This is a genomic window from Thalassobacillus hwangdonensis (assembly GCF_042675915.1).
GTDB classification, from domain to species: Bacteria; Bacillota; Bacilli; order Bacillales; family Halobacillaceae; genus Thalassobacillus_A; species Thalassobacillus_A hwangdonensis.
In genome coordinates this window covers 565920-589789 of sequence record NZ_JBHTKL010000005.1, presented here as the reverse complement: position 1 = coordinate 589789, position 23870 = coordinate 565920, and the positions used below count along the sequence as shown (strand labels likewise).

At 45.2% G+C, this 23870-nt stretch carries 22 protein-coding genes and 1 other annotated feature; of the genes, 8 read left to right on the top strand and 14 right to left on the bottom strand.

All coding sequences use genetic code 11. The features are described from left to right. Window positions 1–2: 2 nt before the first annotated feature. Complete coding sequence (locus ACFQ2J_RS12455) at window positions 3–1028, top strand: cytochrome d ubiquinol oxidase subunit II (protein ID WP_386060810.1); 1026 nt, start codon at window positions 3–5, stop codon at window positions 1026–1028. 29 nt (window positions 1029–1057) lie between these two features. Here the strand turns inward: ACFQ2J_RS12455 and ACFQ2J_RS12450 are convergent, their stop codons facing one another. The 5 genes from ACFQ2J_RS12450 to ACFQ2J_RS12430 form a co-directional block, all read right to left on the bottom strand. Next, a complete protein-coding gene (locus ACFQ2J_RS12450) occupies window positions 1058–1678 on the bottom strand; it encodes a hypothetical protein (protein WP_386060808.1) in 621 nt (206 codons plus the stop codon). Then, window positions 1675–1863, bottom strand: a complete 189-nt coding sequence (locus ACFQ2J_RS12445; RefSeq protein ID WP_386060805.1) for an SE1561 family protein — start codon at window positions 1861–1863, stop codon at window positions 1675–1677. The genes ACFQ2J_RS12450 and ACFQ2J_RS12445 overlap by 4 nt, the downstream gene beginning before the upstream one ends. 63 nt (window positions 1864–1926) lie before the next feature. After that, entirely contained in the window at window positions 1927–2391 is a 465-nt protein-coding gene (locus ACFQ2J_RS12440; protein ID WP_386060803.1) for a DinB family protein, read from the bottom strand. A gap of 132 nt (window positions 2392–2523) precedes the next feature. Next, window positions 2524–3300, bottom strand: coding sequence for a TerC family protein (locus tag ACFQ2J_RS12435; RefSeq protein ID WP_386060800.1), 777 nt, complete (start codon window positions 3298–3300; stop codon window positions 2524–2526). Window positions 3301–3618: 318 nt separating this feature from the next. After that, window positions 3619–3915: a YciI family protein gene (locus ACFQ2J_RS12430; protein ID WP_386060797.1), complete on the bottom strand. Its 297-nt coding sequence runs from the start codon at window positions 3913–3915 to the stop codon at window positions 3619–3621. Between the two features lie 109 nt (window positions 3916–4024). Between ACFQ2J_RS12430 and ACFQ2J_RS12425 the strand changes: the two genes are divergently transcribed. Beyond that, the gene (locus ACFQ2J_RS12425) at window positions 4025–5110 is read left to right on the top strand and encodes an AI-2E family transporter (protein ID WP_386060794.1); all 1086 of its coding nucleotides are present in this window, start codon (window positions 4025–4027) and stop codon (window positions 5108–5110) included. A gap of 124 nt (window positions 5111–5234) precedes the next feature. Next, a complete protein-coding gene (locus ACFQ2J_RS12420) occupies window positions 5235–6425 on the top strand; it encodes an MFS transporter (protein ID WP_386060791.1) in 1191 nt (396 codons plus the stop codon). A gap of 280 nt (window positions 6426–6705) precedes the next feature. Here ACFQ2J_RS12420 and ACFQ2J_RS12415 read toward each other — a convergent pair whose 3' ends face one another. Next, window positions 6706–7536 carry a GNAT family N-acetyltransferase gene (locus ACFQ2J_RS12415; RefSeq protein WP_386060788.1) on the bottom strand — a complete coding sequence of 277 codons (831 nt, stop codon included), beginning with the start codon at window positions 7534–7536 and terminating at the stop codon, window positions 6706–6708. A gap of 86 nt (window positions 7537–7622) precedes the next feature. Between ACFQ2J_RS12415 and ACFQ2J_RS12410 the strand changes: the two genes are divergently transcribed. Beyond that, window positions 7623–7802, top strand: coding sequence for an SE1832 family protein (locus ACFQ2J_RS12410; protein ID WP_386060786.1), 180 nt, complete (start codon window positions 7623–7625; stop codon window positions 7800–7802). Between the two features lie 137 nt (window positions 7803–7939). Here ACFQ2J_RS12410 and ACFQ2J_RS12405 read toward each other — a convergent pair whose 3' ends face one another. Beyond that, window positions 7940–9787 carry a cation:proton antiporter gene (locus tag ACFQ2J_RS12405; protein WP_386060783.1) on the bottom strand — a complete coding sequence of 616 codons (1848 nt, stop codon included), beginning with the start codon at window positions 9785–9787 and terminating at the stop codon, window positions 7940–7942. A gap of 252 nt (window positions 9788–10039) precedes the next feature. Then, window positions 10040–10266, top strand: a binding site (T-box leader). 56 nt (window positions 10267–10322) lie between these two features. On the opposite strand from ACFQ2J_RS12405, the gene brnQ reads away from it, so the two are divergent. Next, window positions 10323–11630 carry a branched-chain amino acid transport system II carrier protein gene (brnQ, locus tag ACFQ2J_RS12400; protein WP_386060781.1) on the top strand — a complete coding sequence of 436 codons (1308 nt, stop codon included), beginning with the start codon at window positions 10323–10325 and terminating at the stop codon, window positions 11628–11630. Window positions 11631–11805: 175 nt separating this feature from the next. Here the strand turns inward: brnQ and ACFQ2J_RS12395 are convergent, their stop codons facing one another. The 3 genes from ACFQ2J_RS12395 to ACFQ2J_RS12385 are packed head-to-tail and all read right to left on the bottom strand — an operon-like array spanning window position 11806 to window position 15105. After that, the gene (locus ACFQ2J_RS12395) at window positions 11806–12657 is read right to left on the bottom strand and encodes a transglutaminase family protein (protein WP_386060779.1); all 852 of its coding nucleotides are present in this window, start codon (window positions 12655–12657) and stop codon (window positions 11806–11808) included. A gap of 29 nt (window positions 12658–12686) precedes the next feature. Next, on the bottom strand, window positions 12687–13652 hold the full coding sequence (locus ACFQ2J_RS12390; RefSeq protein ID WP_386060776.1) for an alpha-E domain-containing protein: 966 nt from the start codon (window positions 13650–13652) through the stop codon (window positions 12687–12689). Next, window positions 13645–15105: a circularly permuted type 2 ATP-grasp protein gene (locus tag ACFQ2J_RS12385; RefSeq protein WP_386060774.1), complete on the bottom strand. Its 1461-nt coding sequence runs from the start codon at window positions 15103–15105 to the stop codon at window positions 13645–13647. Before ACFQ2J_RS12385 ends, ACFQ2J_RS12390 begins: the two co-directional genes overlap by 8 nt. Window positions 15106–15292: 187 nt before the next feature. Here ACFQ2J_RS12385 and recQ point away from each other — a divergent pair, with 187 nt between their 5' ends. The 3 genes from recQ (at window position 15293) to kynB (ending at window position 19587) form a co-directional block, all read left to right on the top strand. After that, the gene (recQ, locus tag ACFQ2J_RS12380) at window positions 15293–17425 is read left to right on the top strand and encodes a DNA helicase RecQ (RefSeq protein ID WP_386060771.1); all 2133 of its coding nucleotides are present in this window, start codon (window positions 15293–15295) and stop codon (window positions 17423–17425) included. A gap of 244 nt (window positions 17426–17669) precedes the next feature. Continuing rightward, window positions 17670–18950, top strand: a complete 1281-nt coding sequence (kynU, locus tag ACFQ2J_RS12375) for a kynureninase (RefSeq protein ID WP_386060768.1) — start codon at window positions 17670–17672, stop codon at window positions 18948–18950. Window positions 18951–18963: 13 nt separating this feature from the next. Further along, a complete protein-coding gene (gene kynB / locus ACFQ2J_RS12370; protein ID WP_386060765.1) occupies window positions 18964–19587 on the top strand; it encodes an arylformamidase in 624 nt (207 codons plus the stop codon). 32 nt (window positions 19588–19619) lie between these two features. On the opposite strand, the gene ACFQ2J_RS12365 is transcribed toward kynB, so the two are convergent. The 4 genes from ACFQ2J_RS12365 to ACFQ2J_RS12350 form a co-directional block, all read right to left on the bottom strand. Further along, window positions 19620–20066, bottom strand: coding sequence for a DUF4385 domain-containing protein (locus ACFQ2J_RS12365; protein WP_386060762.1), 447 nt, complete (start codon window positions 20064–20066; stop codon window positions 19620–19622). 62 nt (window positions 20067–20128) lie between these two features. Further along, window positions 20129–20293 carry a hypothetical protein gene (locus ACFQ2J_RS12360; protein WP_386060759.1) on the bottom strand — a complete coding sequence of 55 codons (165 nt, stop codon included), beginning with the start codon at window positions 20291–20293 and terminating at the stop codon, window positions 20129–20131. Window positions 20294–20510: 217 nt separating this feature from the next. After that, window positions 20511–21758, bottom strand: coding sequence for an aminopeptidase (locus ACFQ2J_RS12355; RefSeq protein WP_386060756.1), 1248 nt, complete (start codon window positions 21756–21758; stop codon window positions 20511–20513). 189 nt (window positions 21759–21947) lie between these two features. Then, entirely contained in the window at window positions 21948–23864 is a 1917-nt protein-coding gene (locus ACFQ2J_RS12350; protein WP_386060753.1) for an ABC-F family ATP-binding cassette domain-containing protein, read from the bottom strand. Between the last annotated feature and the right edge of the window lie 6 nt (window positions 23865–23870).

Sequence of the window (23870 nt, the reverse complement as noted above, 5' to 3'; positions counted from 1 at the left end):
GGATGCAGGAATCGATTATTGCAATTACGATCTTGTGGACTTTCCTTTATATCTACGCCATGTTGGGCTCCCTCGACTTTGGGGCTGGATTTTGGGGGATGATTTATGGAGGTAAGGACAATTCGCGTGCTTCCTTGATTGCCAACCGCTTCCTCTCACCGACGTGGGAAGTGACGAATGTCTTCCTTGTCCTATTTGTCGTCGCGTTATTCAGCTTCTTCCCATTTGCAGCGTCGATGCTTGGTGTGCTCTTCATCCTACCGATCGGTTTAGGGTTGATCCTGCTGACCATCCGTACGACATTCATGGTGTTTTCCCATTCCGTTAAACGGTTCGGACGTCTGCTCCAGATCATCTCAGGAATTACCGGACTGCTGATTCCGGCATTGCTCGTCAGCATCCTGCCGGTTACGCTTGGTGGATTCATCATCATGGAAGTCGATACTCCAAATTTGTTGTACGGTAAGCTTCTAACAAGTTTCACCACCTACTCGCATATCCTGTTCGGATTATGTACCGAGCTGTTCCTATCTGCTTTATTCCTGGCTGATTATGCGCATGCATCCGGAGATAAGACAGCGACAGCTACGTACCGGAAGCACGCCATATGGCTGGGACCGATCACCATTGTCATTGCAGTCATCACCCTTTTCACTTTGGTGCCTGAAGCCTCATGGTTCCTGGACAATGTGAAAGCCAACAGTTATGGATTCGGAATGTCATTCATTCTTTTCGTATTAGGTTATCTCGCATTGTTCCTCAAAGATTCATCCGGTAATCGCGGACTTTTTCGCTATGCCGTAGTTTTCGTCATCCTGCAATACGGGTTCGCAATCTACGCGTACGGATCTGCTCACCTTCCTTATATGATTTATCCTCATCTGACAGCTAATGCAGGGTTCACGAATCCATCAATGTTCTACTCCCTGCTCGTTGCTTATGGTGTAGGGCTGACCATTCTTGTGCCAGCTTTCATTTTCTTCTGGAGATTGTTCCTGAAGGACGAACGTTACTTGAAACAGGATTAAAAATAAAAACTCGCCCTGTCGGCGAGTTTTTATTCGTTGTTCTTTCTATTTTGGAGGAACAAGTAACCGATCAGACCAAGAATAGGGATGATTGCAAGAAATGGTGAAGCTGCCCTTTGGCCGCTCTGCTGTACATGAAAGTAAGCTCCATAAATCGACAGAAGGTACAACACAAAAAAATCAATCGTCATGATATGGACAAACTGGGATGTCTGGAAAGCTTCCTGATAAACAACGAAACTTTCAGTCGTCACTCCATAACCGACCAGAGCCAGAACTGCTAACGTAAGGAGTCCTAGAAATACGCTGCTTGTAATGATAGTCAACAACCATGATGGCGTCCGCAATGTTCGTTTCGGCTGATCTGAGGCTATTATGTAGTAAGGAAGGAGTGCAAATGCTCCTAAGAAAAAGGATCCAGCGACAAAAGGCCATGCAGGTACTGCCCCATTATCCATCCGAAGCAACAATGAGGCATACAGCATAGGGAATACCCCTAATAGGCTGAAAACTGCAAGAAGTAATGGGTCTGGAGAATCCATTGACAGCAGCTGCTTTAAGTATGGCCCATTCCCTTCCGGCGAAAACCATACCGCATACCCGATAAAAGCCAGCCACACAATGGCAAGAAAAGCCCTGGACTTCTTCACGAACCATTCCAATCCTTTTTAAAGCGCTCCATCTTTTGATGAAGCTGACCGATCATATCAAGCAGTCTGTCAAAATCATCTTCACTAATCTCTTCATCCATCGTTTCCACAACCTGGTTCAGCATCTTAATACGATTTTTGATGTAATGGAACTGTTGAGCAGGATTATCTACAGCTTTCCCCATCCTTTAACACCTCCACCCCTTTATTTCCTATAGTTTTCCCTTACTCGAACATTGCAAACCAATTTACGATACACTAGTGATGCTTTCCACTTGCTTTCGATGATGGTCATCATGTTCAGTCAGGCCATCGATATATTCTTTGACTGTAATGGAACGGTCCCCCAACGAGACAGGCTCACCAAATTTATCTTCAGTGATCTCCTCCAGCAGTCCGACCACTTCATGTCTTTTAGCGATGACCTCGTCAACAAGCGCATCTTGATCAATCCCACTATGCGCATGCGCCTCTGCCTTCTCATTCATTTCCTTTTCCGTCACACGAACATCTTCAATCGGGCGATTCTCAACAATTGGTTTAAGGCGATACTGCAGGACGAAGTCATCCCAATATTTAAAGTGGGAAACTAATGCTGCCAACGACCATTTTCCTTCCTCCATCGGAGCGTAGAATTCCTTTTCAGGGATTTGCTTCAATTCACTCAGCCAGTTCTCTAATTGACGGTAATTATTTATCGTTTCTTGTTTCATCGTATTCCCTCCTCTGTTTACTAAATACATTCTCCCTTTACTGACATTGTTCCTGCATTTAAAAAACTGCAGTGTCGCCAAGTACCTACTAAGAATAAAAAAAGCCGTGCCTGTTCGGCACGACTTCTTTGATCAGCTATTAGTTTCTTGTTCCACTTCTTTTTTAGGAGATAGGAACCAGCCACCTAATGCAATCAATACAAGAATTACGTAGAAGGTGATTTTCCATCCTGCTGAATGGGAGAAATGCTCATCCAGCACTTGGACATTCGGGTGTGCCAATACTTGGACTAGCAGTTTCACACCAACCCATCCGACGATGACGAATGCAGCAACTTCAAGCCCGGGACGGGTTTTCAACAAGTTGACGAAAATGTTCGCTGCATAACGCATGATGATGATTCCAATCATACCACCTGCCAACACTACCGCAAACTGTCCGCCATCAAGACTTCCTACATTAGGTAATGCTGTTTCAGGCAATGCAACCGCAAGTGCTACTGCGGCAAGGATCGAGTCGACTGCGAATGCAAGGTCAGCAAGTTCGACCTTGAAAACGGTAGTCCAGAATCCTGGACCATCTCCTTCTTCTTTTTCTTCATCTTCATGCCCTTTATCCCCTTTACGCCATTTGTCCCACAAGTGCTTGATCGAGATGAACAACAGGTATGCTGCTCCGATCGCCTGCACCTGCCAGACGTCGACGAGGAAGGAAATGATGAATAAGGATCCAAACCTTAAGACAAAAGCTCCGAATAGTCCATAGAAAAGTGCTTTTTTTCGTTTTTCTTCCGGCAAATGTTTGACCATGATCGCCAGGACGAGGGCATTGTCTGCTGCCAATATCCCTTCCAATCCTACGAGTACAATCAAGACCCATCCGTATTCCAATAACAGTTGTGCATCCATTCGTTCTCTCTCCTTCGAAAATAAAAAATGGTCTCCACCTGCACGGTAAAGACCAAAAAAACAGACCTTTACCACGGTGGTAAAGGTCTCGCTTACAACATCCGTTGCCAGTAAAGCCGGGGAAATTCCCGAAATGACGACTTTACTGTTCCAAGCTACTCCCCTTTAAGTAAGGAAATATGATTGAAATCATCATACCATGATGGTCGGGAAAGTCAATAAAAATGTGAACCCACCACATGACGTACTATTCATTTGATAGCTGCTATACTTTTGGTATTCCCATTCAGAAAAAAAATATGCGTGTTTTTCCACATTTTATGAAAGAGCGATCTGGAATGGATAAAGTGTCGCCTGCATCAGCCTTCCTGAAACAGCAGGATCATTTTCCATAATTTCGTTGGCTTCCTCCTCTGTTTCCGCTTGGAGGATGACGATGCCGAACTTCCCGTCCCCTTCCACAAGCGTGCGACCAGCAAGAGCCACTGTCCCTTTTTCATTCAACGATTTTAAATAGTTAAAATGATCTCCCACAACTTCCTCTTCTTTAGCTGACCATGTTGTCTCATCCGCAAATTCGGGTAATAGTTCCAAACGGTATAAAAATTGCATCATTTCTCTCTCCCCACTTAGCTTTTTGGTATATAATTCTATTAAAGAGGTCGAATTCCTTTATTAATTGAATTCAGTATTACAAAGAGTGATAAATTCTTAAAAAAGGTGTGTGTTGTTTTTGGTACATAAGCGTTCGTTTCAACTATTGGTCATGGCCATTCTGATCGCATTGTTCATTTATCTGCTTTCGGCCATCGACTTCATTTTTGACCCACTGTGGGCCTACATTGGTGCAGTTGCAGTTCCGATGATAGGCGCGGGGATCCTATACTACATCACAAGACCTGTCATGTATTTTCTAGAACGTTATAAAGTTCCACGACTTGCAGCAATACTGGGAGTCTTCCTACTCTTAGTCCTTGTCGGATTCATCATAGCGAATTTCATTGCACCGATTGCACAACAGCAATTCTCTCGACTGATCGATAATCTTCCGAAAATGGTGGATGCCGTCCAGAACCTGATTGTGTATTGGCAAAGCAACCAGAATATCATCCCTTCACAGATAACCGAATCAGTGAATGTCGATAACATCATGAACAATGTAGAAAAGTATGCTCAGGATGCTACATCCATGATCATCATGTTCATCAGCCAGCTGGTCGGATTTGTATTTGCACTGGTACTGATTCCATTTTTCTTATTTTTCCTATTGAAAGATGGAGAAAAGCTTGTCCCATTCATCCGTCAGTATTTGAGTGATAAGGTAGGTAACAGCTTCGAGCGTTTAGCAAAAGCTGTCGACCATACGTTAAAGTCTTTCATACAGGGGCAGCTGCTCGTCAGCTTCTTTGTAGGTGTGCTGCTTTTAGTGGGCTATCTGATCATTCAACTTGACTATGCACTGACCTTGGCACTTTTTGCGATGGTGACAAATATCATTCCATTTATTGGTCCATTCCTGGCGGTGATTCCGGCAATCCTTGTTGCGCTTTTCCAAGAACCAATCATGGCCGTATATGTGGTCATAATCATGGTCGTCGCCCAGCAAATCGAAGGGAATTTCATTTCTCCGAACGTCATGGGGAAGGCTTTAAGCATCCATCCGTTGACGATCATTACTTTGATCCTGGCGGCTGGAAGCATTGCAGGCTTTCTTGGACTACTGTTTGTCATCCCGGCTTATGCAGTGTTCAAGACGATTGTCAGCCACTTTTATCATGAATGGCAGAACCGCAAACATCAGGAAGCATAGAATTCAGGTGCGTTACCTTTCCGTGACGCACCTTTTCTGTTTCAAGCCGTTTAATGGTTTGGAATGCATTGGTCTGATAGAATGATGAGAGTTTATTAGAGTTGTCATCAAAGGAGAAACATATATGGAACTACAAAAACCGAAACTTTGGACGTGGCCGTTCATCTTTTTGTTACTTGCCAATCTGTTCACATTCATGAGTTTTCAAATGATCTTACCGAACCTTCCACCCTACATCGAATCCATCGGTGCTAGTAAGGTTCAAATTGGGCTTGTCACTACATTGTTTTCAATTGCTGCCATCCTGATCCGGCCTTTCATCGGTCATATTCTGATGACGCAAGCGAGGAAATGGATGGTAATGATCGGATCCTTTTCCTTACTTGTCATGACAGTGCTTTACCCGTTCACCCAAGTTGTCGTCATTCTTCTGATTCTTCGGTTCGCACATGGTCTTGCCTGGGGATGGAGTACAACTTCGAACGGAACTGCAGCAGTGGACATTGTGCCCCGCCGTCGTGTTGGAGAAGGAATGGGATACTTCAGTCTTTCCGTAACGGTAGGGATGATCATTGCACCGAGTCTCGGAATCTATATTTATCAAAATTACACCTTCAATACGCTGATTTGGGTATCGGCGGCGCTTGGAATCATCGCACTCGGAATGTTCTCGTTAACCAAGTTCCACACCCCGGAAAGCGTCCTTGAAAACAGGAAAAGCCCGCAGCGCTTTTCATTTATGGGTTCGTTGATTGAAAAAAGAAGCTGGTATCCTGCGATGGTCACGTTCTTTGCGACCTTTGGATACGGAGCGATTGTGACCTACATCGTCATTTTCGGAAATGAACAAGGGCTGGAAGGCACCTACCTTTTCTACCTGTTCAATGCATTACTCGCTACCGCTTCCCGTCCGATGACAGGGAAATATTTCGATCGTCACGGTCCTTGGAAATTGATCATGGCTTGTACAACACTTACTTTCATTGCCATGTGGGTGCTGGCGCTCGCCGACAGCAACTTGGATCTAGTGATTGCAGGAGCATTGTTCGGCTTAGGATTCGGTTCGATGATGCCTGCATTCCAAGCGTGGGTCATCTCAAAAACAACTACAGCACGCAGTGGAATCGCAAATGGTATGTTTTATTCTTCCATCGATCTTGGAATTGGCCTGAGTGCGTTCCTGCTCGGTTTTGTTTATAACTTTGTTGAAACGGCAACCTTGTTCAAGCTTTCAAGTGCTTTGTTCATCCTAGTTTTCTTCCTGACGCTGAATGATTTCAGAAAGCAGACGGAAAAATGGGAGCCACTAAACTAAAGGATTAAAAAAGAATAGTAATTCAAATAAGACATGATCAATTCAGTCGAATTTGATCGGGTCTTTCATATAGAAAAATTTCGCTTCGTCAATATACTCCGCTTTCCGCGGGCACGGCCTCAGCCTCCTCAGGAAGCAAAAAACGCTTCCCTGTGGGGTCTTCGGACTCGTGCTATTCCCGCTGGAGTCTTCGTATATTTACTACGCTACACCAAATTTATCCCCTTGAAAACTAAAATTACCACTATTCCAAAACCTTTAGTATAGACAAGACTTGGAATCAGAACCGATAAACGATGGATTTTCCGATTGGTTCGTAACCGATTTTGGAGTAAATCGAGTTGGATGTAGGATTCGCAGCATCGGTGTAGAGACTGCAGAAGGCATAGCCTTGATTGAGCAGCTTCTCTGTCAGGGCATGGACTGCATTGGAGGCATAACCCTTCCGTTTATGTTTATCAGGGGTATAGACAGCATTGATCGTCGCACCATGCTTCGTACTTCTTGACTGATTGACCATGGACACTGGTTCCCCTTTCACGACCCAGAGATGCATCGTCTGTTGATCGATCATTCGTTCAGCCATTTCATCGGCATTTTCTCTGATGGAGATTTCACCTGTCTCCACTCCGAATAAATCGAGCCAATTGATGATCAATGCTTTGTCTGCTGGTGCAGCCACCCGAAGAAACCCCGGTGCTTTCAATGGACTCTTAAGTGCCGTAAGTTTGTAGATAAGCTGGTTCATATGTAGTTGCGGCTCTTGTCCGGAGAGCTTATTCCATTTGGTTGCAAACAGCCCAGCTGAAGCCTCATCACCAATGACTCCCGGCACTTCAAAGCTATGTTCGTGAATGTAGTCTGCTAACCTCTCTACAGCCTCCGCATTTCCATTACCTGCTGGTAAAATCCAATTGTGATTAGGTGTCTGCATCGCCATGAAGACGACTTCACCTTCATCTTCCACCGTCAGTAAATGTGCCCCTCCCGCTGAGTCCCTCATTCTGCCAACAATACCTAACGGAAGATTATTCAATGCTTCTTCCTCCAGTAGCATCGGCTCGACTTTTCTCAAAAAGGCTACAGGATCTTCGTGAACAATAATTTTCATATTACCTCCCCCTCCACTTGATAAATTGAAATTACTATATCACAATGAAAGGAAGTACTACAATAGATTTTTTTCGAGGTGATCGCATGACAAAGCAGGAACTGAAAGATGAAATTGCAGAATTGAAATTCGATTATATCCGGATTCAGGGAGATTTAGATAAGCTTGAAGCGGCTGGCGGGAACGTTGCCAAAGCTGAAGCACAACTGGCAAGGATGGAACAGCAGCTGAAAGAGTTGAATGAAGAGCTTGCCAAAAAAGAATAAGCGATTATAAAACTTGGCTTGTCGCCTAGTACTTATGGCGAAAGCCTTAGTATTTTCTTATACTTTATTCCTTTAATAAAGTTAAACTTTCTTAAAGTGTAAAAAAGCGGACCTTCCGAAGGTCCGCTTTTTCTTTGTTATGAGTGGTTATTCCGCTGTTCTTCCAATTTTTCCTGAATCCTGCCAAATTCCTTGCTTGGTGGCATCAGACTGACGATGATGTCCCCCTCTTCTACTCGAGGGCTCATCTCCGTCGTGAAGAATTGCAGTTTGTTGGACGGCTTTTTCACAAACAACAGAATGGTTTCTTCATCCATATTCTTTTCATGGTCCTTGAATGTGTACTGTGCTGTAATGTTCGTTTTACGGAAAACATAACCATTTTCAATTTTCTGGTTAAGGCTTTCCCAAGTAGCAGCTTCATTGAACAAGATCCTGCCGCCGATAGTGTGGCCCATATCTCCAAGGTCGTCACCCTGGCGGTTCTGCAGACTAAGCTGATACAAGTTATTCCTTCCGAATTCAGGAATGAAGGTCGTACATACGAGTGCATTATAAGAATCGTATTCGGTAGCAGCAATCAAATATTCATAAGGCGTCAAGTCTAGGTGATAGTCGGTTTGTTCGGATAATATCTCTCCATGGTAGGATTTGATGCCTACACCTCTGACCTTATGCAGTCGCTCCCATGAAGAATCAGCAATGACGACTGGTACATCGATTTCCTTAAACGTCTTGCCAAGCTCAGCTGACAAGGTACTCCCTCCTGTAATTACTACTCCAGGTGGCCCCTCCATTGAAAGATTGAGTTTTTTCGCCAGCCATTCAATCGAAAATCCATGTGCTACAACAGTAAAGAACACCAGTGCGAAAGTAAGTGAAGTCAGAATCGATGCGTCTTCAAACCCTTCCTCCAACAGTACCGCAGCAAAATAACTGGAAACAGCGAGTGCGACTATTCCTCTTGGTGCAATCCAGCCTACAAGCAGCTTTTCAGATTTTCTCAAGTCGGTTCCGATTGTGGAAAGCCAGATGGATAATGGCCTTACAAAGAACAGCATCAATAACACGAAGCCGATGATTTCAAGATTGAATATCTCCATCAATGTGTCCCAAGTCAATGAAGCGGTCAACATGACAAAGATGGTGGAAATAAGTAATAATGAGATATTTTCTTTGAAATGACGCATTTCTGCAACAGAAGAGACGCGCATATTCGCAAGGGTCATCCCCATCGCTGTGACAGAAAGCAGTCCTGTTTCGTGCGTGACTTCATCTGCAATTGTAAAACATGCGATGACCACGACAAATACAAATGGTGATTTGAGGAACTCCGGCACATAGCCGACCTCAAACATCCATCCAACCCCTTTACCGCAAGCCCATCCAAGGAGGACTGCAAACGCGGAAGCAAGGAAGAAAAGGATCAGGACAGATGGGTTCAGCTCGGTTCCCATCAGAAATACAATGATTTCATAAGCGAACACGGCTAATAACGCACCGATCGGATCTACGATGATCCCTTCCCATTTTAAAATCTTTGCAGGACGAGGTTTCAATTTTGCCTGTCGTAATAGCGGCAGGATGACCGTCGGACCTGTAACGATGAACAAGCCCCCGATGACGAAAGCGACCGGCCATGACAAGCCTGCAACATAGTGTGCTGCAAGCGAACCAAGGATCCAGCTGATGAATGCGCCCAATGTCACAATCCGGAACACCGGACGACCAAGTCCCTTAATCTCCTTGAAGTTGAGGTTCAAACTCCCCTCAAAAAGGATGATGGCGACTGCCATGGATATGATCGGTTTATATAAATCACCGAAGTCCTGTTCAGGGTTGAAGAATCCCAAGATGGGACCAGCCAATAGCCCGGCAATGGACATGATGACGATTGCAGGCAAACGGTACCTCCAGGCAACCCACTGCGAACCAATCCCCAAAAGGCCGATGATCATGAATACTAACAAGATGGAATCGATCATGTGACAACTCCCTTTAACGTTGTATATATAGCTTTTTTCACGTATTTTCCATGGATATAGAATCATTCTATCTGTCACCCTATAGAATGTAAACTATATTGTTCACTGAATATTCAACTGTTATAATGCTCTTTATTTGTAAGCGTTTCCTATATGGGAATTACTAACATCGAAAATTTTAAAAAATTCCGTTGACAAAATTTTTTGACATTGATACGATTACGAAGGTAATTTCACATAACAATCCTTTCAAATACATCGATGACGAGCCTTTTCAAGTATCGAATCAGACATCAGAGAATTGGCGGATGGTGCGAGCCAACAGCTGTGATCCTTGAATGATCAGCTCCGAGATTTCCGGTTGAATTTCAGTAGACCAGAACGGGCGGTATCCCGTTATCAATGCACACGTGATGTGAACAGAGTGCAGACGTATTGTCTGAACTAGGGTGGTAACGCGAGCAGTGCTCGTCCCTTGATTTAGGGATGGGCTTTTTTATTTGCTCATCCATCATTTGACAGAGGAGGAAAACATATGAGAACGAAAGATACAGTGATTATCGGATTCATGTTATTTGCGTTATTTTTCGGGGCAGGAAACTTAATCTATCCCCCGTTTCTTGGCATAGAAGCAGGTACTTCCTATTGGGCAGCGATCGCCGGGTTCGTATTGACCGGTGTAGGCATCCCGGTGATTACAGTTGCTGCTATCTCATTCGTTAAGAATGGGGCAGTAGAATTAGGAAGCAGGGTCCACCCATTATTCGGAATCATCTTTACTTCTATCGTATATTTAGCAATCGGACCATTTTTCGGAATTCCGAGAGCTGCTAATGTCGCTTATGAAATGGGTGTTGTCCCTTTCACTGATGTTTCCACTGGCACGTTGCTGATCTATTCGATCATCTTTTTCCTTTTGGTCTTCTGGGTGAGTCTGAACCCATCGAAGCTTGTGGACCGCGTCGGTCAGTTCCTTACACCAGCACTTTTGCTGGCAATAATAGGTCTTGTGATCGGAAGCTTCTTTTTCCTTGATGGTTCCCTGCAGGCACCGACAGAAAAATACGAGTCCTCCCCTTTCTTTACCGGTTTTCTTGAAGGGTACTTGACGATGGATGCCATTGCAGCATTGGCGTTCGGTATCATCGTCATCCAAGCATTGAAGGATCGCGGCGTCAGTGATCCTAAGCAAATGACGAAGTTCACATTGAAAGTTGGAGCAGTCACGGCAATCGGATTGACCACCGTATATGCATCAATCGGATGGATCGGTGCCAAGATGGCAACCAATGGAGAATATGCAAATGGAGGAGAAATTCTCTCCAGTGCTGCATCATTGATGTATGGACAGCCTGGCACGCTTCTATTAGGAATCATTGTTGCACTCGCATGCTTTACGACCTGTGTCGGACTGACGGTTGCGTGTGGCCAGTTCTTCCATGAAATTTTCCCTGCATTATCATATCGTCTTGTCATCACCGTTATTACTTTAATAAGCTTTTCCATTGCAAATATCGGATTGAACCAGATCATCGCCTATTCTGTACCGGTGCTTGTGTTCATCTATCCAATTGCAATTGTCCTGATCATTCTTACGTTTGCGCATCGTCTGTTCAATGGTTCTCCTTACGTTTACCGTGGAGCAATTCTTACGACAGCCTTTGTAAGCATCTATGATGGCTTGGCTGCATTCGGAATCGATATGACTGCCTATGAGCCGATGATGGCTCAATTGCCATTCTTCGGTGTGGGACTGGGTTGGATTGTTCCCGCGTTCGTAGGAGCTTTGGTCGGCGGAATGTTCCACTTGTTCCTTCAGCCAAAAACTGTAGAAAGTAATTGAAAAGAAGCCAGGAAAGGGCAATTCCTTTCCTGGCTTCTTATGCTTCGGCTGGTCGCCGGAAAATCCGTAATGGCGCCGGTATTCGACACAAAGTCGCCGGAAAATCACGATACTCGCCGATAAACCGGAAAAGTTGCCGGAAACCCAAAAAAGTCGCCGGTACTCCCTACACCATTTATTGCTGCAGCAGCTTGACACTGACTTTGACATCGAGGGTATGCTTACCGCCGCGGTACACTCCTTGCAGTGGGCTTACATCGGCATAGTCCCGTCCGGTTCCAATCCGGATATGATTTTCGAGCGCTTCCACGTTATTCGTCGGATCGAGACCTACCCACCCAATTCCCGGTATCATCACTTCCACCCATGCATGGGTAGCTGCATCACCGATAAGCGCAGAACTTTCTCCAACGTACAAATAGCCGCTGACATATCGGGCAGGGATTCCCTGGGCCCGAAGCACTCCAAGCATGACATGGGCATAATCCTGGCATACGCCTTTTTTTAGTGGCCATGATTCGTATGCTTTCGTATTCACATGCGTTGCAATCGTATCATACCCGACTGATTGATGGATATATGCCATCAGGTCAATCGGAAAACGCACAGGGTCCTCGGGGTTTCCGACTGCTTCGACGATATCCTTGATCTGACTTTTATAAAGGAAGGTATATGGTGTTTCGTTTAAATAAGCTAGATAATGACCTTTGAACAGTTCCGAGTGAAAGATTTCCTTCATTTCATCAGTGTACTGGATCATGTGAATCAATGGACTCTTCTGGATGCTGACCGTGGCATTTGTCGTTACGGTCAAATGATGGTGCTTTTCCGGAATGAAAAATGTCTCGACGTTATTGCCCCATAAGTCGGTATGCTCCTTCGTAACAGAAGCAGGTGTAATCGTCGTCCAATAGTATAAAAGGCGCTGACATTCATCTGTTCTTGGTTTCAACCGGATATGGTTCATGCTCTGATCGACGAAATTTTCATAATGGAAAATATTCGTATGTTCAATCTGATACTTCATACTGCTTTTCCTCCGTCTCCCTTGGTGACTTACCTCATCTCAAGAGGTTCGATCAAATAATAGGTTTCAGAAAAGATCCTGCTGACCTCCAAGCACTGGTTCTGAAAACGATCCAGAAACGCCATCAGTTCCTGCAAGGAAAGTTCTCCAATATCCATTTCAGAAAACGTCTGATGAATAGAAGATAACTCCTCGAATAATTGCTCGGAATAATGACTCACTTTCCCTCTTTCCAGGTTCTCAATCGCTTCCATCACATGGTCCATGCAGTACTTGATGGATCTCGGAAAAGTAGCTTCACTGATGATGAACGCTAAAACATCCTTCGAATGCATCGTCGGCGGGTTTTCTTTGATGTATGCATCATGACCATTCACCATCCGAAGTGCGGTAAGCCAATTATAAAAGTGCATCTCCTTATTCGTATCGTTCTCCTTCAATGCCTTTTCACAAACGACATTCAGGATACGGGCAGTCTTTTCTGCACGTTCCATCCACTTTCCTATTTTAATGAAGGTGTAAGGGACACCACGTGTCATTGTAGATTCGACAACTCCCTGCGCCGCCATTGATGTGTGATTCGTATCATTAAGGAACTGCTGCACTTCCTGAATTGTTGCATTTTCTTTTCGTACTGCGGCCAAGTCCAGGTAGTACCCATTGATGACCTCCCACAACTGCTCGGGAATCATGTCCCTGGTCGCCTTGGCGTTTTCCCTTGCGTAGGTCATGCAGTTGACAACGGAGTTCATATTCGACCCCGAAAAAGCTAAATATTGGATGATATCCGTTGCCTCAAGCTTCCCGTAACGGGTATGATAATCAGCAAGAGATGCTGAAATTTCGATGATTTCCTCCCAGTCCTGATCCAGCATCGTCGCTTCATCCGCCTCCAGCATACTGATGAGCTGAACCGACAATACCCGGGAGTTGTTCTCTGCTCGTTCCAGGTTCCTCGCCATCCAATATAGTGCATCCGCTACACGACTAAGCATGCCCATCTCCCCCTTCCTGTAACACCCATGTATCCTTCCCGCCGCCGCCTTGTGATGAGTTGACGACGAGCGATCCTTCTTTCAAAGCAACCCTCGAAAGCCCGCCGGGCAAGACGTGGCTGTCTTCGCCACTCATGACAAAAATACGTAGGTCGACATGACATGGATAGAAACGATCGCTCTGAAAGGATGGTGCACGCGACAGCTTGATGGTAGGCTGCGCAATGTATTGCTTCGGATTTTCGATGATTTTTTCTCGGAAAATCTCAATTTCTTCTGCAGAGGCATGAGGACCGATCAGCATGTCATACCCACCGGAAGCCCCGACATTTTTAACAACAAGTTCTTCTAAATGCTCCAATACGTAATCCAACTGATCCGCATCTCTCAGGAAATAGGTTTCCACGTTAGGTATGATTGGAGACTCGCCTAGGTAATATTCGATCATCTTCGGTACATAGGCATACATTGCTTTGTCATCCGCAACACCATTCCCGATTCCGTTCAAAATTGCTACATTCCCTTTTTTATAAGCTCTCAACAGACCTTTGACCCCCAAAGCGGAATCCGGACGGAAGGCTTCTGGATCGAGGAAGTCATCATCGATTCTGCGATAGATGATGTCGATCCGCTTCAATCCACGGATCGTTTTCATATAGACGACATCCTCTTCGACAACGAGGTCCCTCCCCTCTACAAGTTCGATTCCCATTTGCTGTGCGAGGAAGACATGGTCGTAATAGGCGGAGTTATAGGCTCCCGGTGTCAAAAGTACCGCACAAGGGTGATGTGGATTCTTTGAGTTTTTCGGCACATGGGAAATAAGTGCTGCATGAAGCTCGGAAAGCTGTTGCTCCAAGGTACGAATCGAATGTTTGAAGAACAATTCCGGATAAACCTGACGCATCACATATCGATTTTGGAACACATACGACATCCCAGAAGGATTACGCAAATTATCTTCCAAAACTCGATATTCGCCATGTTCATCACGGATTAGGTCAATCCCCGCAAGGAAGATGTGGTTATCATGAGGAATGGAATAACCGGAGGCTTGTTCCTTGTAATAATAAGGATTTTGTTCGATCAAATCTCTCGGGATGACGCCGTCTTCAACAATCTTCTGTTCTCCATAAACATCTTCTAAGAACATGTTCAACGCTTTTACACGTTGTTTGATCCCTTTTTCGATTTTCTGCCATTTTTCTGAAGGAAGGATGATCGGTATGAAATCAAACGGCATCGTCCGTTCTGTGCCGACGGTGTCGTGATAGACGGTGAAGGTGATTCCCTGTCTGAGGAAGCTCAGCTGGGCAGTCTCGTTTTTCTCTTTCAATTGTTCGATGGAAAATTGGTGAAGCAGTTGGTGGAAGCGATGGTAGTGGGCTTTCGGTTGATCACTGTCTTTCATCATCTCATCAAAAAATGAACCGATTTGATAATCTTTCAACATAGGACCTCTCCCCATTTTAGAATATAGTGTGTGTATTCCCTAAATAAATGAAAGTAGTCAGAAATTTCTCAAATCTATCTATACCATAGTTATACTATGAAAAAGCTTAAATAACAAATAGATTCCATCTATTTCATCGGCTTTAATCGTGATACCATATAATAATGAAAAGCAAAGGAGAATCCTTATGATTGAACAGGCAAGACAACAATTACAGCACTATTTCGGATACCCTTCTTTCAGACCTGGACAGGAACAGGTCATATCCCACGCAATGAATAAGCAGAACACACTTGCCGTAATGCCGACCGGTGGAGGAAAATCCATCTGTTATCAAATTCCCGGCATGGTGATGGATGGAACAGCAATCATCATCTCCCCTTTAATCTCTTTAATGAAAGACCAGGTGGATGCCTTGACTGCCCTTGGTGTTCCTGCAACCTATATAAACAGCTCATTAAGTAATGAAGAACAACGGCAGCGGCTGCAGGATATGAAACGAAACCGCTATTCCTTCGTCTATGTTGCACCAGAGCGCTTTGATTCCGGCTTTTTTCTACAGGCTATTCAATCGATCAAGCTATCATTGATCGCTTTTGATGAAGCACATTGTATTTCACAATGGGGCCATGACTTCCGTCCGAGTTATCGCTCGATTGTGCCGACACTGAATAAACTGAACAACCTCCCTGTCGTGATGGCATTGACAGCTACCGCTACGACGGAAGTGATTACAGATATCCAACGACTGATCCATGTGCAGGATGATGCGGTCGTCAATACCGGATTCGCCAGGAACAACCTCGCCTTTCGTATTGTAAAGGGTCAGGACAAGCGTGATTTTCTCAGCCGCTATGTGAAAGAAAGAAGCAGTGAATCCGGGATCATCTACGCTGCAACACGAAAAGATGTCGACTACATTCACCAGTTTCTAATCAGGAAAGGATTTCAGGCCGGTAAGTATCATGCAGGCTTGAATGAACTCGAACGAAAACAGGCCCAGAACGATTTCATCCAGGATAAGACGACGATCATGGTTGCCACCAATGCATTCGGGATGGGGATTGATAAAAGTAATGTCAGGTATGTACTCCACTATGCAGTCCCGATGAACATCGAATCGTATTATCAGGAGGCCGGTCGTGCAGGACGTGATGGAGAACCGAGTGAGTGTATCCTGCTTTTCTCAGGACAGGATGTCGGTCTGCAGAAATATTTGATCGAGCAATCCGAGATGGCAGAAGATAAAAAAGCGGTCGAATATGAGAAGCTGCAGGCGATGGTGAATTACTGCCACACCCACCGTTGCCTCCAGGAATACATTCTCGATTACTTCCACGACCAGACCGAACGGGAAGTATGCGGAAAGTGCTCCAACTGCCAGTATGAAGGTGAAAAGGAAGACATGACGAAGGAAGCGCAAATGGTGCTGTCCTGCGTGAAGCGGATGGGTGAACGCTTCGGCGCCGGTATGACCGCTAAAGTGTTGAAAGGTTCATCCGATAAGCGTGTGAAGGAGTTCCGTTTTGACCAATTGAGTACGTATGGGCTGATGGGTCAGTACACTGAAAAAGAAATCAGCAGCTTCATCCACTTCCTTACTGCTGAAGACCTGCTGAATCCAGGACAAGGCAAGTTCCCGTCATTGCAGTTGACACCGAAGTCATTGGAAGTGCTGACTGGGAAGCGCAACGTATGGATGAAGGTCGAAGCTACCCATACAGTTACAACGGTAGACTATCATGAGGAGCTATTCGATGAACTGAGGGAATTCCGTAAGAATATAGCAGCTCAGCATGAACTTCCGCCTTATGTCATTTTCTCCGATGCGACACTGAAAGACTTCGCCCGATATCTGCCTGAAGAGAAGGAGGATATGCTCCGAATCAAAGGTGTCGGTGAAAAGAAATATGACCAATATGGTGCAAAGTTCCTCGAGCGGATTTCGCTTTGGAAGGACCACTCTGATGCAATGCCGACGAAAGGGCTTGCTGCCCCTTCTTCATTTAAAAAGAAGACAGAAAAGGATCAGCACCCTAGCCACCTCCTCACTTATGAAACTTGGAAACAAGGACAATCAATCGAAGAGATCGCGGAAGAACGCGGGATGAACGTCATGACGATTGAAAATCACATCTTCAAAGCCGCAAGTGAAGGAAAAGACGTGGACTGGTCGGAGTGGTTTGATGAGGACACGGAAACGCTTATATTATCCACTTACAAAGAGATGGACGATGATAAGCTGAAACCGTTGAAGGAAGCACTTCCTGAAGCGATTTCCTACCGGACGATCCGTGCAGTGTTGACGAAAAATCAATAACTATTATAAGGAGACCCGATTCATTCAAGCGAATGTGAACGGGTCTTCTTTTGTTATGTATATGCGTATTGACCCATGCTCCCATTGAAGCAATCAAAGCAAGCCCCAATCCTATCAAAAAGAGTATCTCCATCCCTCTCCCTCCTTGAACTCCCTTCAGCTTACCATACGCATTCCGGAAGATTCATTGAAAAACTTGGAGTCCTCGTTTAGGAGGGATATAATGAACAGAGGAGGGGATTTGATGGAACATTCAGTACTATCTAAAAATGATGCACAGAAACTCGACAGTCAGGATAAGCTTGCACAATATAAAGAGGAATTTTACATAAAAGAAGATTTGCTGTACATGGACGGGAATTCGCTCGGCCTCCTATCAAAACGAGCAGAACGAACTTTGCTGACGTCCCTTGAAGACTGGAAGCAGCACGGAATTGAAGGTTGGATGGACGGCGAACAGCCATGGTATTATATGTCGGAAAAAATCGGGGAATCTACTGCACCACTCGTTGGCGCATCCCCTGAAGAAGTCATCAATACAGGCTCGATTACGACGAACCTGCATCAACTGATCGCAACCTTTTACCGCCCGGAAGGAAACCGAACGAAGATCGTTGCGGACGCCCTTAACTTCCCTTCCGACATCTATGCATTGAAAAGTCAGCTGCAGCTGCACAGATTTGATCCTGCTGAACATCTGATCCAAGTTCAAAGCGAAGACGGCCGGACACTTAACGAAGACACAATCATCGATCACTTAGCAGATGATGTAGCACTGGTTCTGCTTCCTTCTGTGCTTTATCGCAGTGGTCAGTTACTTGATATGAAAAAAATCACCGAAGCTGCCCATGAGAAGGGGATTATCGTGGGGTTCGACCTTGCTCATTCTATCGGTGCACTCCCACATCAGCTGCACGACTGGGGCGTCGACTTTGCGGTATGGTGTACGTATAAATATTTGAATAGTGGTCCAGGTGGAGTCGGAGGTTTATTCGTCCATGAAAGACATTTAGGGACAAGCCCTGGTCTCGCTGGCTGGTTCAGTTCGAGAAAAGACAAACAGTTCGATATGGACCATACATTGACACCTGCCGAAACGGCAAGTGCGTTTCAAATCGGCACACCGCACATCTTGAGTTCTGCGCCGTTGCTGGGATCATTGGAGATATTTCTTGAAGCAGGCATCGAGAACATTCGCAAAAAATCACTCGCTCAGACGAACTTCATGATGAAACTGATTGAACAGGAGCTTGATTCCTATGGTTTCACGATCGCAAACCCGCGCCATGATGAGCGTCGTGGTGGTCATGTCAGCCTGGAACATGATGAGGCAGCAAGCATATGTAAAGCGCTGAAAGCAAAAAATGTAATTCCTGATTTCCGCTCACCGAATGTAATCCGGTTGGCACCAATCGCACTCTATACTTCCTATGAGGATATCTTTGACATGGTAGTACGCCTGAAAGAAATCATGGAAAACAAGCTCTATAAAAATTATAAAAACGAACGTGGAATCATCGCGTAAAGGAGGATGCAGCATGAAATTGATTGATATCACAATGATGTTGAACGAACAGACTCCCCCTTGGCCAGGAGATGAGCCTTACCGTTACGGACTTACGTGGACAATGGAAGACACGGGTTCTGTCAATGTGGGGAACATCTCAATGAGCAACCACACTGGCACACATGTCGATGCACCTTTCCATTATGACAATGACGGAAAAAAGATTGCTGAACTACCTCCTGAACGCTTTATCGGAGAAGCATTGGTCGTCAATATGGAAGGTAAACAGGTGGTTGCAGCAAGTGATTTACAGGAGTATGATCTGGCAGACGTCTCGAAGGTGATCGTCCAGTCGAACAGCTGGAAGGATCGCACGCAGTTTCCACAAGACTACACTGTTTTAGGGGATGACCTGGGACCATTCCTGAAAGAGAATGGAATTAATCTGATAGGCGTGGACACACCTTCCGTCGATCCAGAAACGAGCAAGGAATTAGCTGCACATCACTCCTTATATGCCAATGACGTACTGATTTTGGAAGGATTACTGCTGGATGAAGTGCAGCCTGGCAACTATGAACTGATCGCTTTTCCATTGAAAATGGAAGAAGCAGATGGCAGTCCAGTACGAGCGATGCTGAGAAAACATGATTAATTCAGAAAGCACCGGAACATGGGTGCTTTCTTTTATCCATATGTTTTCTGATGGTTCTTTTTCATTTTCAAATACGTTTCATCATTACGGATGACTTTCCACTTTTCCTCGAAAATACTTGCGGACTCCGCTTTTTCATCATCAATCTCCCTTTCATTGATGTTCCCAACCTTATCATATTTCTTACCGCCTTTATAATTGGCATAGCGCCGTGACCTCGTATAGCCCATCTGCATGAATTTCCGGGCCATGTCCATCCCCACAAAGTCGTCTTTCTCCTTGTATTGCTGATACAACTCATATATCTTTTCAGAGGATTCTTTTGCGATTTCCGGAGTCTTGAATCGCCAATGCGGAAGAATTTCGCTCTTATATGGTTCAACCAGCAGTACTCCCTGCTCTCCACGGCCGACGCGGTATTTTTCCGGGTGCTTTCTGAAATCCGTATTGTCAAAATCGATGTCATAATCAAACGCCATACACTGCCCTCTTTTCAATGAGGTAATAAAAGAATGCTGCCTATTTCGCAGCATTCTTCGGTTCATTCTTTATTGTATTGTGCTTGGTCGCGAGCTTCCTGACATTCGCTGCACAGCATTACTTTCTTCTCTCGTTTGGATTGCAGGAATTTCCCGCAATTGCTGCACTTACCGAAATCATTTGGGTTACCACTTTGCCCGAATAGTTCATTCTCTGGACGTTGCATGACACATCTCTCCTTTTATCCCTTTTAATAGCTGTTCCCCCTCCTCATAAAAATGAAACAAATGGCTATTTGCCAGATTAAAGTGGGTTTGCGCCAGTTTATACAGATTTTCAACAGATTAATCCTGCATATCGCCAGTAAACACCCGGAAATCGCCAGATCCCCCCAAAGCAAAAAAAGAACCTCAAAAGAGGTCCTTTTCGTATTGATCAAACGTTCAATCAAATGTTATAGCCCAGCTGCCATTGCGCATGACTGCTTCTTTTGAACCGTCTCCCAATACACCATCGATGTCGAGTTCGCCTGAACCCATCATGAAGTCGACGTGTGTCAGACTGTCGTTCACTCCGTGCTGATCCAGTTGTTCTTCGTTCATATCAGACCCGCCTTCGAGGTTGTTCGGATATGCTTTCCCTAGCGCAAGGTGACAGGAAGCATTTTCGTCAAACAACGTATTATAGAAAATCAGTCCTGACTGGGAAATTGGTGATTCATGCGGCACCAGTGCAAGCTCTCCTAGACGACGTGCACCTTCATCTGTATCAAGCAGGTGTTTCAACGTTTCTTCTCCCTGCTCTGCTTTGAAGTCGACTACTTTCCCTTCTTTGAAAGTCAGGGAGAAGTTATCGATCAGGTTACCTCCATAGTTCAACGGTTTTGTGCTTGAAACCGTACCATTGACTCCATATTTATGCGGAGCTGTAAACACTTCTTCGGTAGGCATGTTCGGATTGAACGCCACACCGCCTTCTACGGTTTCAGAAGCGCCACCTTTCCAGATATGGCCCTCAGGAAGGTCAACTTCCAATTCAGTTCCAGGTGCTGTGAAAATCAGTTTGTTGTACTTTTTCTTGTTGAGGAATTCCTTCGCCTGGTAAAGAACAGAGTTGTGCTCTTCCCATGCTGCGATAGGATCTTCTTTGTCGACACGGACAATCTTGAAGATTTGTTCCCATAGGTTGGAGATTGCTTCTTCTTCGCTCGCATCTGGGAAAATCTTTTGGGCCCAAGCAGTGATCGGAATCGAAACGATCGACCATTGAATGCGATCGTTCATCGTATAGGCGCGGAAGTTTTTCATCGCCATGGAACCAGCCTTGTTCGCTGCTGCGATTTTCTCTCCATCAATCCCTTGAAGCAAATCAGGGTCTGTTGAACGGACGGATAGAACCGCCGCTCCACCTTCCGCGAAATAGTCGTACATCGCGACTTTCCAATCTTCTACATCTGAAAGTACTTCTTTTGTTTCATGTTCATATTTCAGGCGCGTAATCGCATCATCGCTCCAGTTGATATGTACCTTCTTCGCACCCATTTCATATGCTTTTTGTACAACGATCCGAGTGAAGTCTGCTCCTTCTATCGTTGAGTTGATCATGAGCATTTGATCTTTTTGCAAATTCACTCCGGTCTTCAAAGCTAACTCTGCATATTTTTCTAACATTTGCTGTTGTGGCATCTTCATTCCTCCAGTTCGTGTTTTTCCTCTCAATATTATTTCACAATTTCAAAAATTAAACAAAGGAAAACCCATGATTGCATGGGCCATCCTTTTTCCGGCGAGTTTTCGTACTTATCGGCGACTTCTACGATTTTCCGGCTACTTTTTCTGTTTACCGGCGAGTTTCCCAGTTTTCCGGCGACCAAGCCGCTTTTACCGGCGACTCTCCTTTTCCTGTTCGATTTCCTCGACCAGCTGAGCCAGCTCCTCCCACCGTTCCATTGTCGCTTCGAGTTCGTTCTCCACGCGTTCTTGTTCTTTGTACAGTTCCTGAACCTTTCCAAGGTCACTGCCAGCTTCACCGATTTCTGCCTGCAGCTCTTCCAGACGAGCTTCCAGTGCCATGATTTCATCCTCAATCCCATCCCATTCTTTTTGCTCTTTATAGGATAGCTTCCGCTGTTTCTTACGTTGCTTATGAGCGGGTTCGGCACGCTGGACTTCTTGTTTCTGTTGCTTCTCGAGCGCTTCAAGTTTCTTTTTCTCGTCCATGTATTCGCTGTAATTACCGAAGAACCTGCGAGTGTGTCCATCTCCTTCAAAGGCGATCAGGCGATCTACTGTGCGATCAAGGAAGTACCTGTCGTGCGAAACCGTGATGACGACACCTGGGAAATGATCCAAATATTCTTCAAGCACACCTAGCGTCTCTGTGTCCAAATCATTCGTAGGCTCATCCAGCAAGAGGACATTCGGTTCTTCCATCAACACCTTCAATAAATACAGACGTCTGCGTTCTCCACCGGAAAGTTTCCGGATGTACGTCCATTGCTGATGGCGTGGGAACAGGAAGCGTTCCAGCATCTGTTCTGCAGTAATCACATCTCCATTTGCCGTATGAATCACTTCTGCTGTTTCCTTGATGTATTCCACGACTTTCAAATTCCCATCAAGTTCTTCATGATCCTGGGTGTAATAACCGATTTTTACCGTTTCACCCATTTCAACATGACCTGCATCTGGTGCCTGACGGCCGGCAATGATGTTCAGCAATGTCGTCTTCCCGCTGCCATTCGCCCCAATGATGCCTAAACGCTCTTCCGGTACAACAAGGTAGCTGAAGTCCTCCAGCAGTGACTTCCCATCCAACGATTTGGAAACGCCATCTAATTCGATAACTTTTTTCCCCAACCTTGCAGATCCGATTGCGATGTCCATGTTTTGACTCGCTGCAGGGCCACTCTCATCTTGCAAAGCTTCTACACGCTGCTTGCGAGCTTTTTGTTTAGTGGTTCGCGCTTTCGCCCCACGACGCAGCCAGGCAAGCTCCCGTCTTAGCGTATTTTGACGCTTCTCTTCCGAAAGGCGTTCCTGCTCTTCCCTCTCCGCTTTTTTCTCAAGGAACATTTCGTAATTGCCATCATAGATATACAAATTCCCTTGATCGAGTTCGTAGATTTTATTCGTCACCCGGTTGAGGAAGTAACGGTCGTGTGTAACGACAATCAGCGCACCATCATATTGACTGAGGTATTCTTCCAGCCATTCAATGGTTTCATTGTCCAAATGGTTCGTCGGCTCATCCAAGATGAGAATATTCGCCGGTTGGATCAGTGCTTTGGCGATTGCCACCCGCTTTCGCTGTCCCCCTGACAACTCACCGATCTTGGCCTCAAATGTGCCAATGCCTAATTTCATGAGGACTGATTTTGCAACCGTGTTTGCTTCCCACGCATCCAGTTCATCCATTTTCGCCTGCATGGACAATAATTGCTGCTGGGTCTGCTCGCTGTCCGGGTTCTTTTCCAGTGCACTCTGAGCCTTTTCATAATCCCTCAATGCTACCATGATTTCCGAATCCCCATAGTAGATATGTTCAAGCACAGTCCGCTCAGCATCCATTACCGGATCCTGCGGCAGGTATTCCACTCGAAAGTCCTTGGCATGCTTCATTTCCCCTGCTTCAGCAGAATCAAGACCTGCCAGAACTTTCAGTAGCGTAGATTTCCCTGTGCCATTTACACCGATCAGACCGATACGCTGTCGTTCATCTATAGTAAAAGTCAATTGATTGAATAACGTCTTTTCTCCATAACTCTTTGTCAGATTCTCCACTTGAAGAATACTCATAGCCAT

Bases quoted from the DNA above. Each gene is read 5' to 3' on its own strand.
- brnQ (WP_386060781.1), top strand. From the start codon at position 10,323: ATGAGAACGAAAGATACAGTGATTATCGGATTCATGTTATTTGCGTTA.
- ACFQ2J_RS12455 (WP_386060810.1), top strand. From the start codon at position 3: ATGCAGGAATCGATTATTGCAATTACGATCTTGTGGACTTTCCTTTAT.
- ACFQ2J_RS12390 (WP_386060776.1), bottom strand. From the start codon at position 13,652: ATGCTTAGTCGTGTAGCGGATGCACTATATTGGATGGCGAGGAACCTG.
- ACFQ2J_RS12385 (WP_386060774.1), bottom strand. From the start codon at position 15,105: ATGTTGAAAGATTATCAAATCGGTTCATTTTTTGATGAGATGATGAAA.
- ACFQ2J_RS12410 (WP_386060786.1), top strand. From the start codon at position 7,623: ATGACAAAGCAGGAACTGAAAGATGAAATTGCAGAATTGAAATTCGAT.
- ACFQ2J_RS12350 (WP_386060753.1), bottom strand. From the start codon at position 23,864: ATGAGTATTCTTCAAGTGGAGAATCTGACAAAGAGTTATGGAGAAAAG.
- ACFQ2J_RS12440 (WP_386060803.1), bottom strand. From the start codon at position 2,391: ATGAAACAAGAAACGATAAATAATTACCGTCAATTAGAGAACTGGCTG.
- ACFQ2J_RS12420 (WP_386060791.1), top strand. From the start codon at position 5,235: ATGGAACTACAAAAACCGAAACTTTGGACGTGGCCGTTCATCTTTTTG.
- ACFQ2J_RS12365 (WP_386060762.1), bottom strand. From the start codon at position 20,066: ATGGCGTTTGATTATGACATCGATTTTGACAATACGGATTTCAGAAAG.
- ACFQ2J_RS12360 (WP_386060759.1), bottom strand. From the start codon at position 20,293: ATGCAACGTCCAGAGAATGAACTATTCGGGCAAAGTGGTAACCCAAAT.
- ACFQ2J_RS12395 (WP_386060779.1), bottom strand. From the start codon at position 12,657: ATGAAGTATCAGATTGAACATACGAATATTTTCCATTATGAAAATTTC.
- ACFQ2J_RS12430 (WP_386060797.1), bottom strand. From the start codon at position 3,915: ATGATGCAATTTTTATACCGTTTGGAACTATTACCCGAATTTGCGGAT.
- ACFQ2J_RS12435 (WP_386060800.1), bottom strand. From the start codon at position 3,300: ATGGATGCACAACTGTTATTGGAATACGGATGGGTCTTGATTGTACTC.
- ACFQ2J_RS12415 (WP_386060788.1), bottom strand. From the start codon at position 7,536: ATGAAAATTATTGTTCACGAAGATCCTGTAGCCTTTTTGAGAAAAGTC.
- ACFQ2J_RS12405 (WP_386060783.1), bottom strand. From the start codon at position 9,787: ATGATCGATTCCATCTTGTTAGTATTCATGATCATCGGCCTTTTGGGG.
- kynU (WP_386060768.1), top strand. From the start codon at position 17,670: ATGGAACATTCAGTACTATCTAAAAATGATGCACAGAAACTCGACAGT.
- kynB (WP_386060765.1), top strand. From the start codon at position 18,964: ATGAAATTGATTGATATCACAATGATGTTGAACGAACAGACTCCCCCT.
- recQ (WP_386060771.1), top strand. From the start codon at position 15,293: ATGATTGAACAGGCAAGACAACAATTACAGCACTATTTCGGATACCCT.
- ACFQ2J_RS12355 (WP_386060756.1), bottom strand. From the start codon at position 21,758: ATGAAGATGCCACAACAGCAAATGTTAGAAAAATATGCAGAGTTAGCT.
- ACFQ2J_RS12445 (WP_386060805.1), bottom strand. From the start codon at position 1,863: ATGGGGAAAGCTGTAGATAATCCTGCTCAACAGTTCCATTACATCAAA.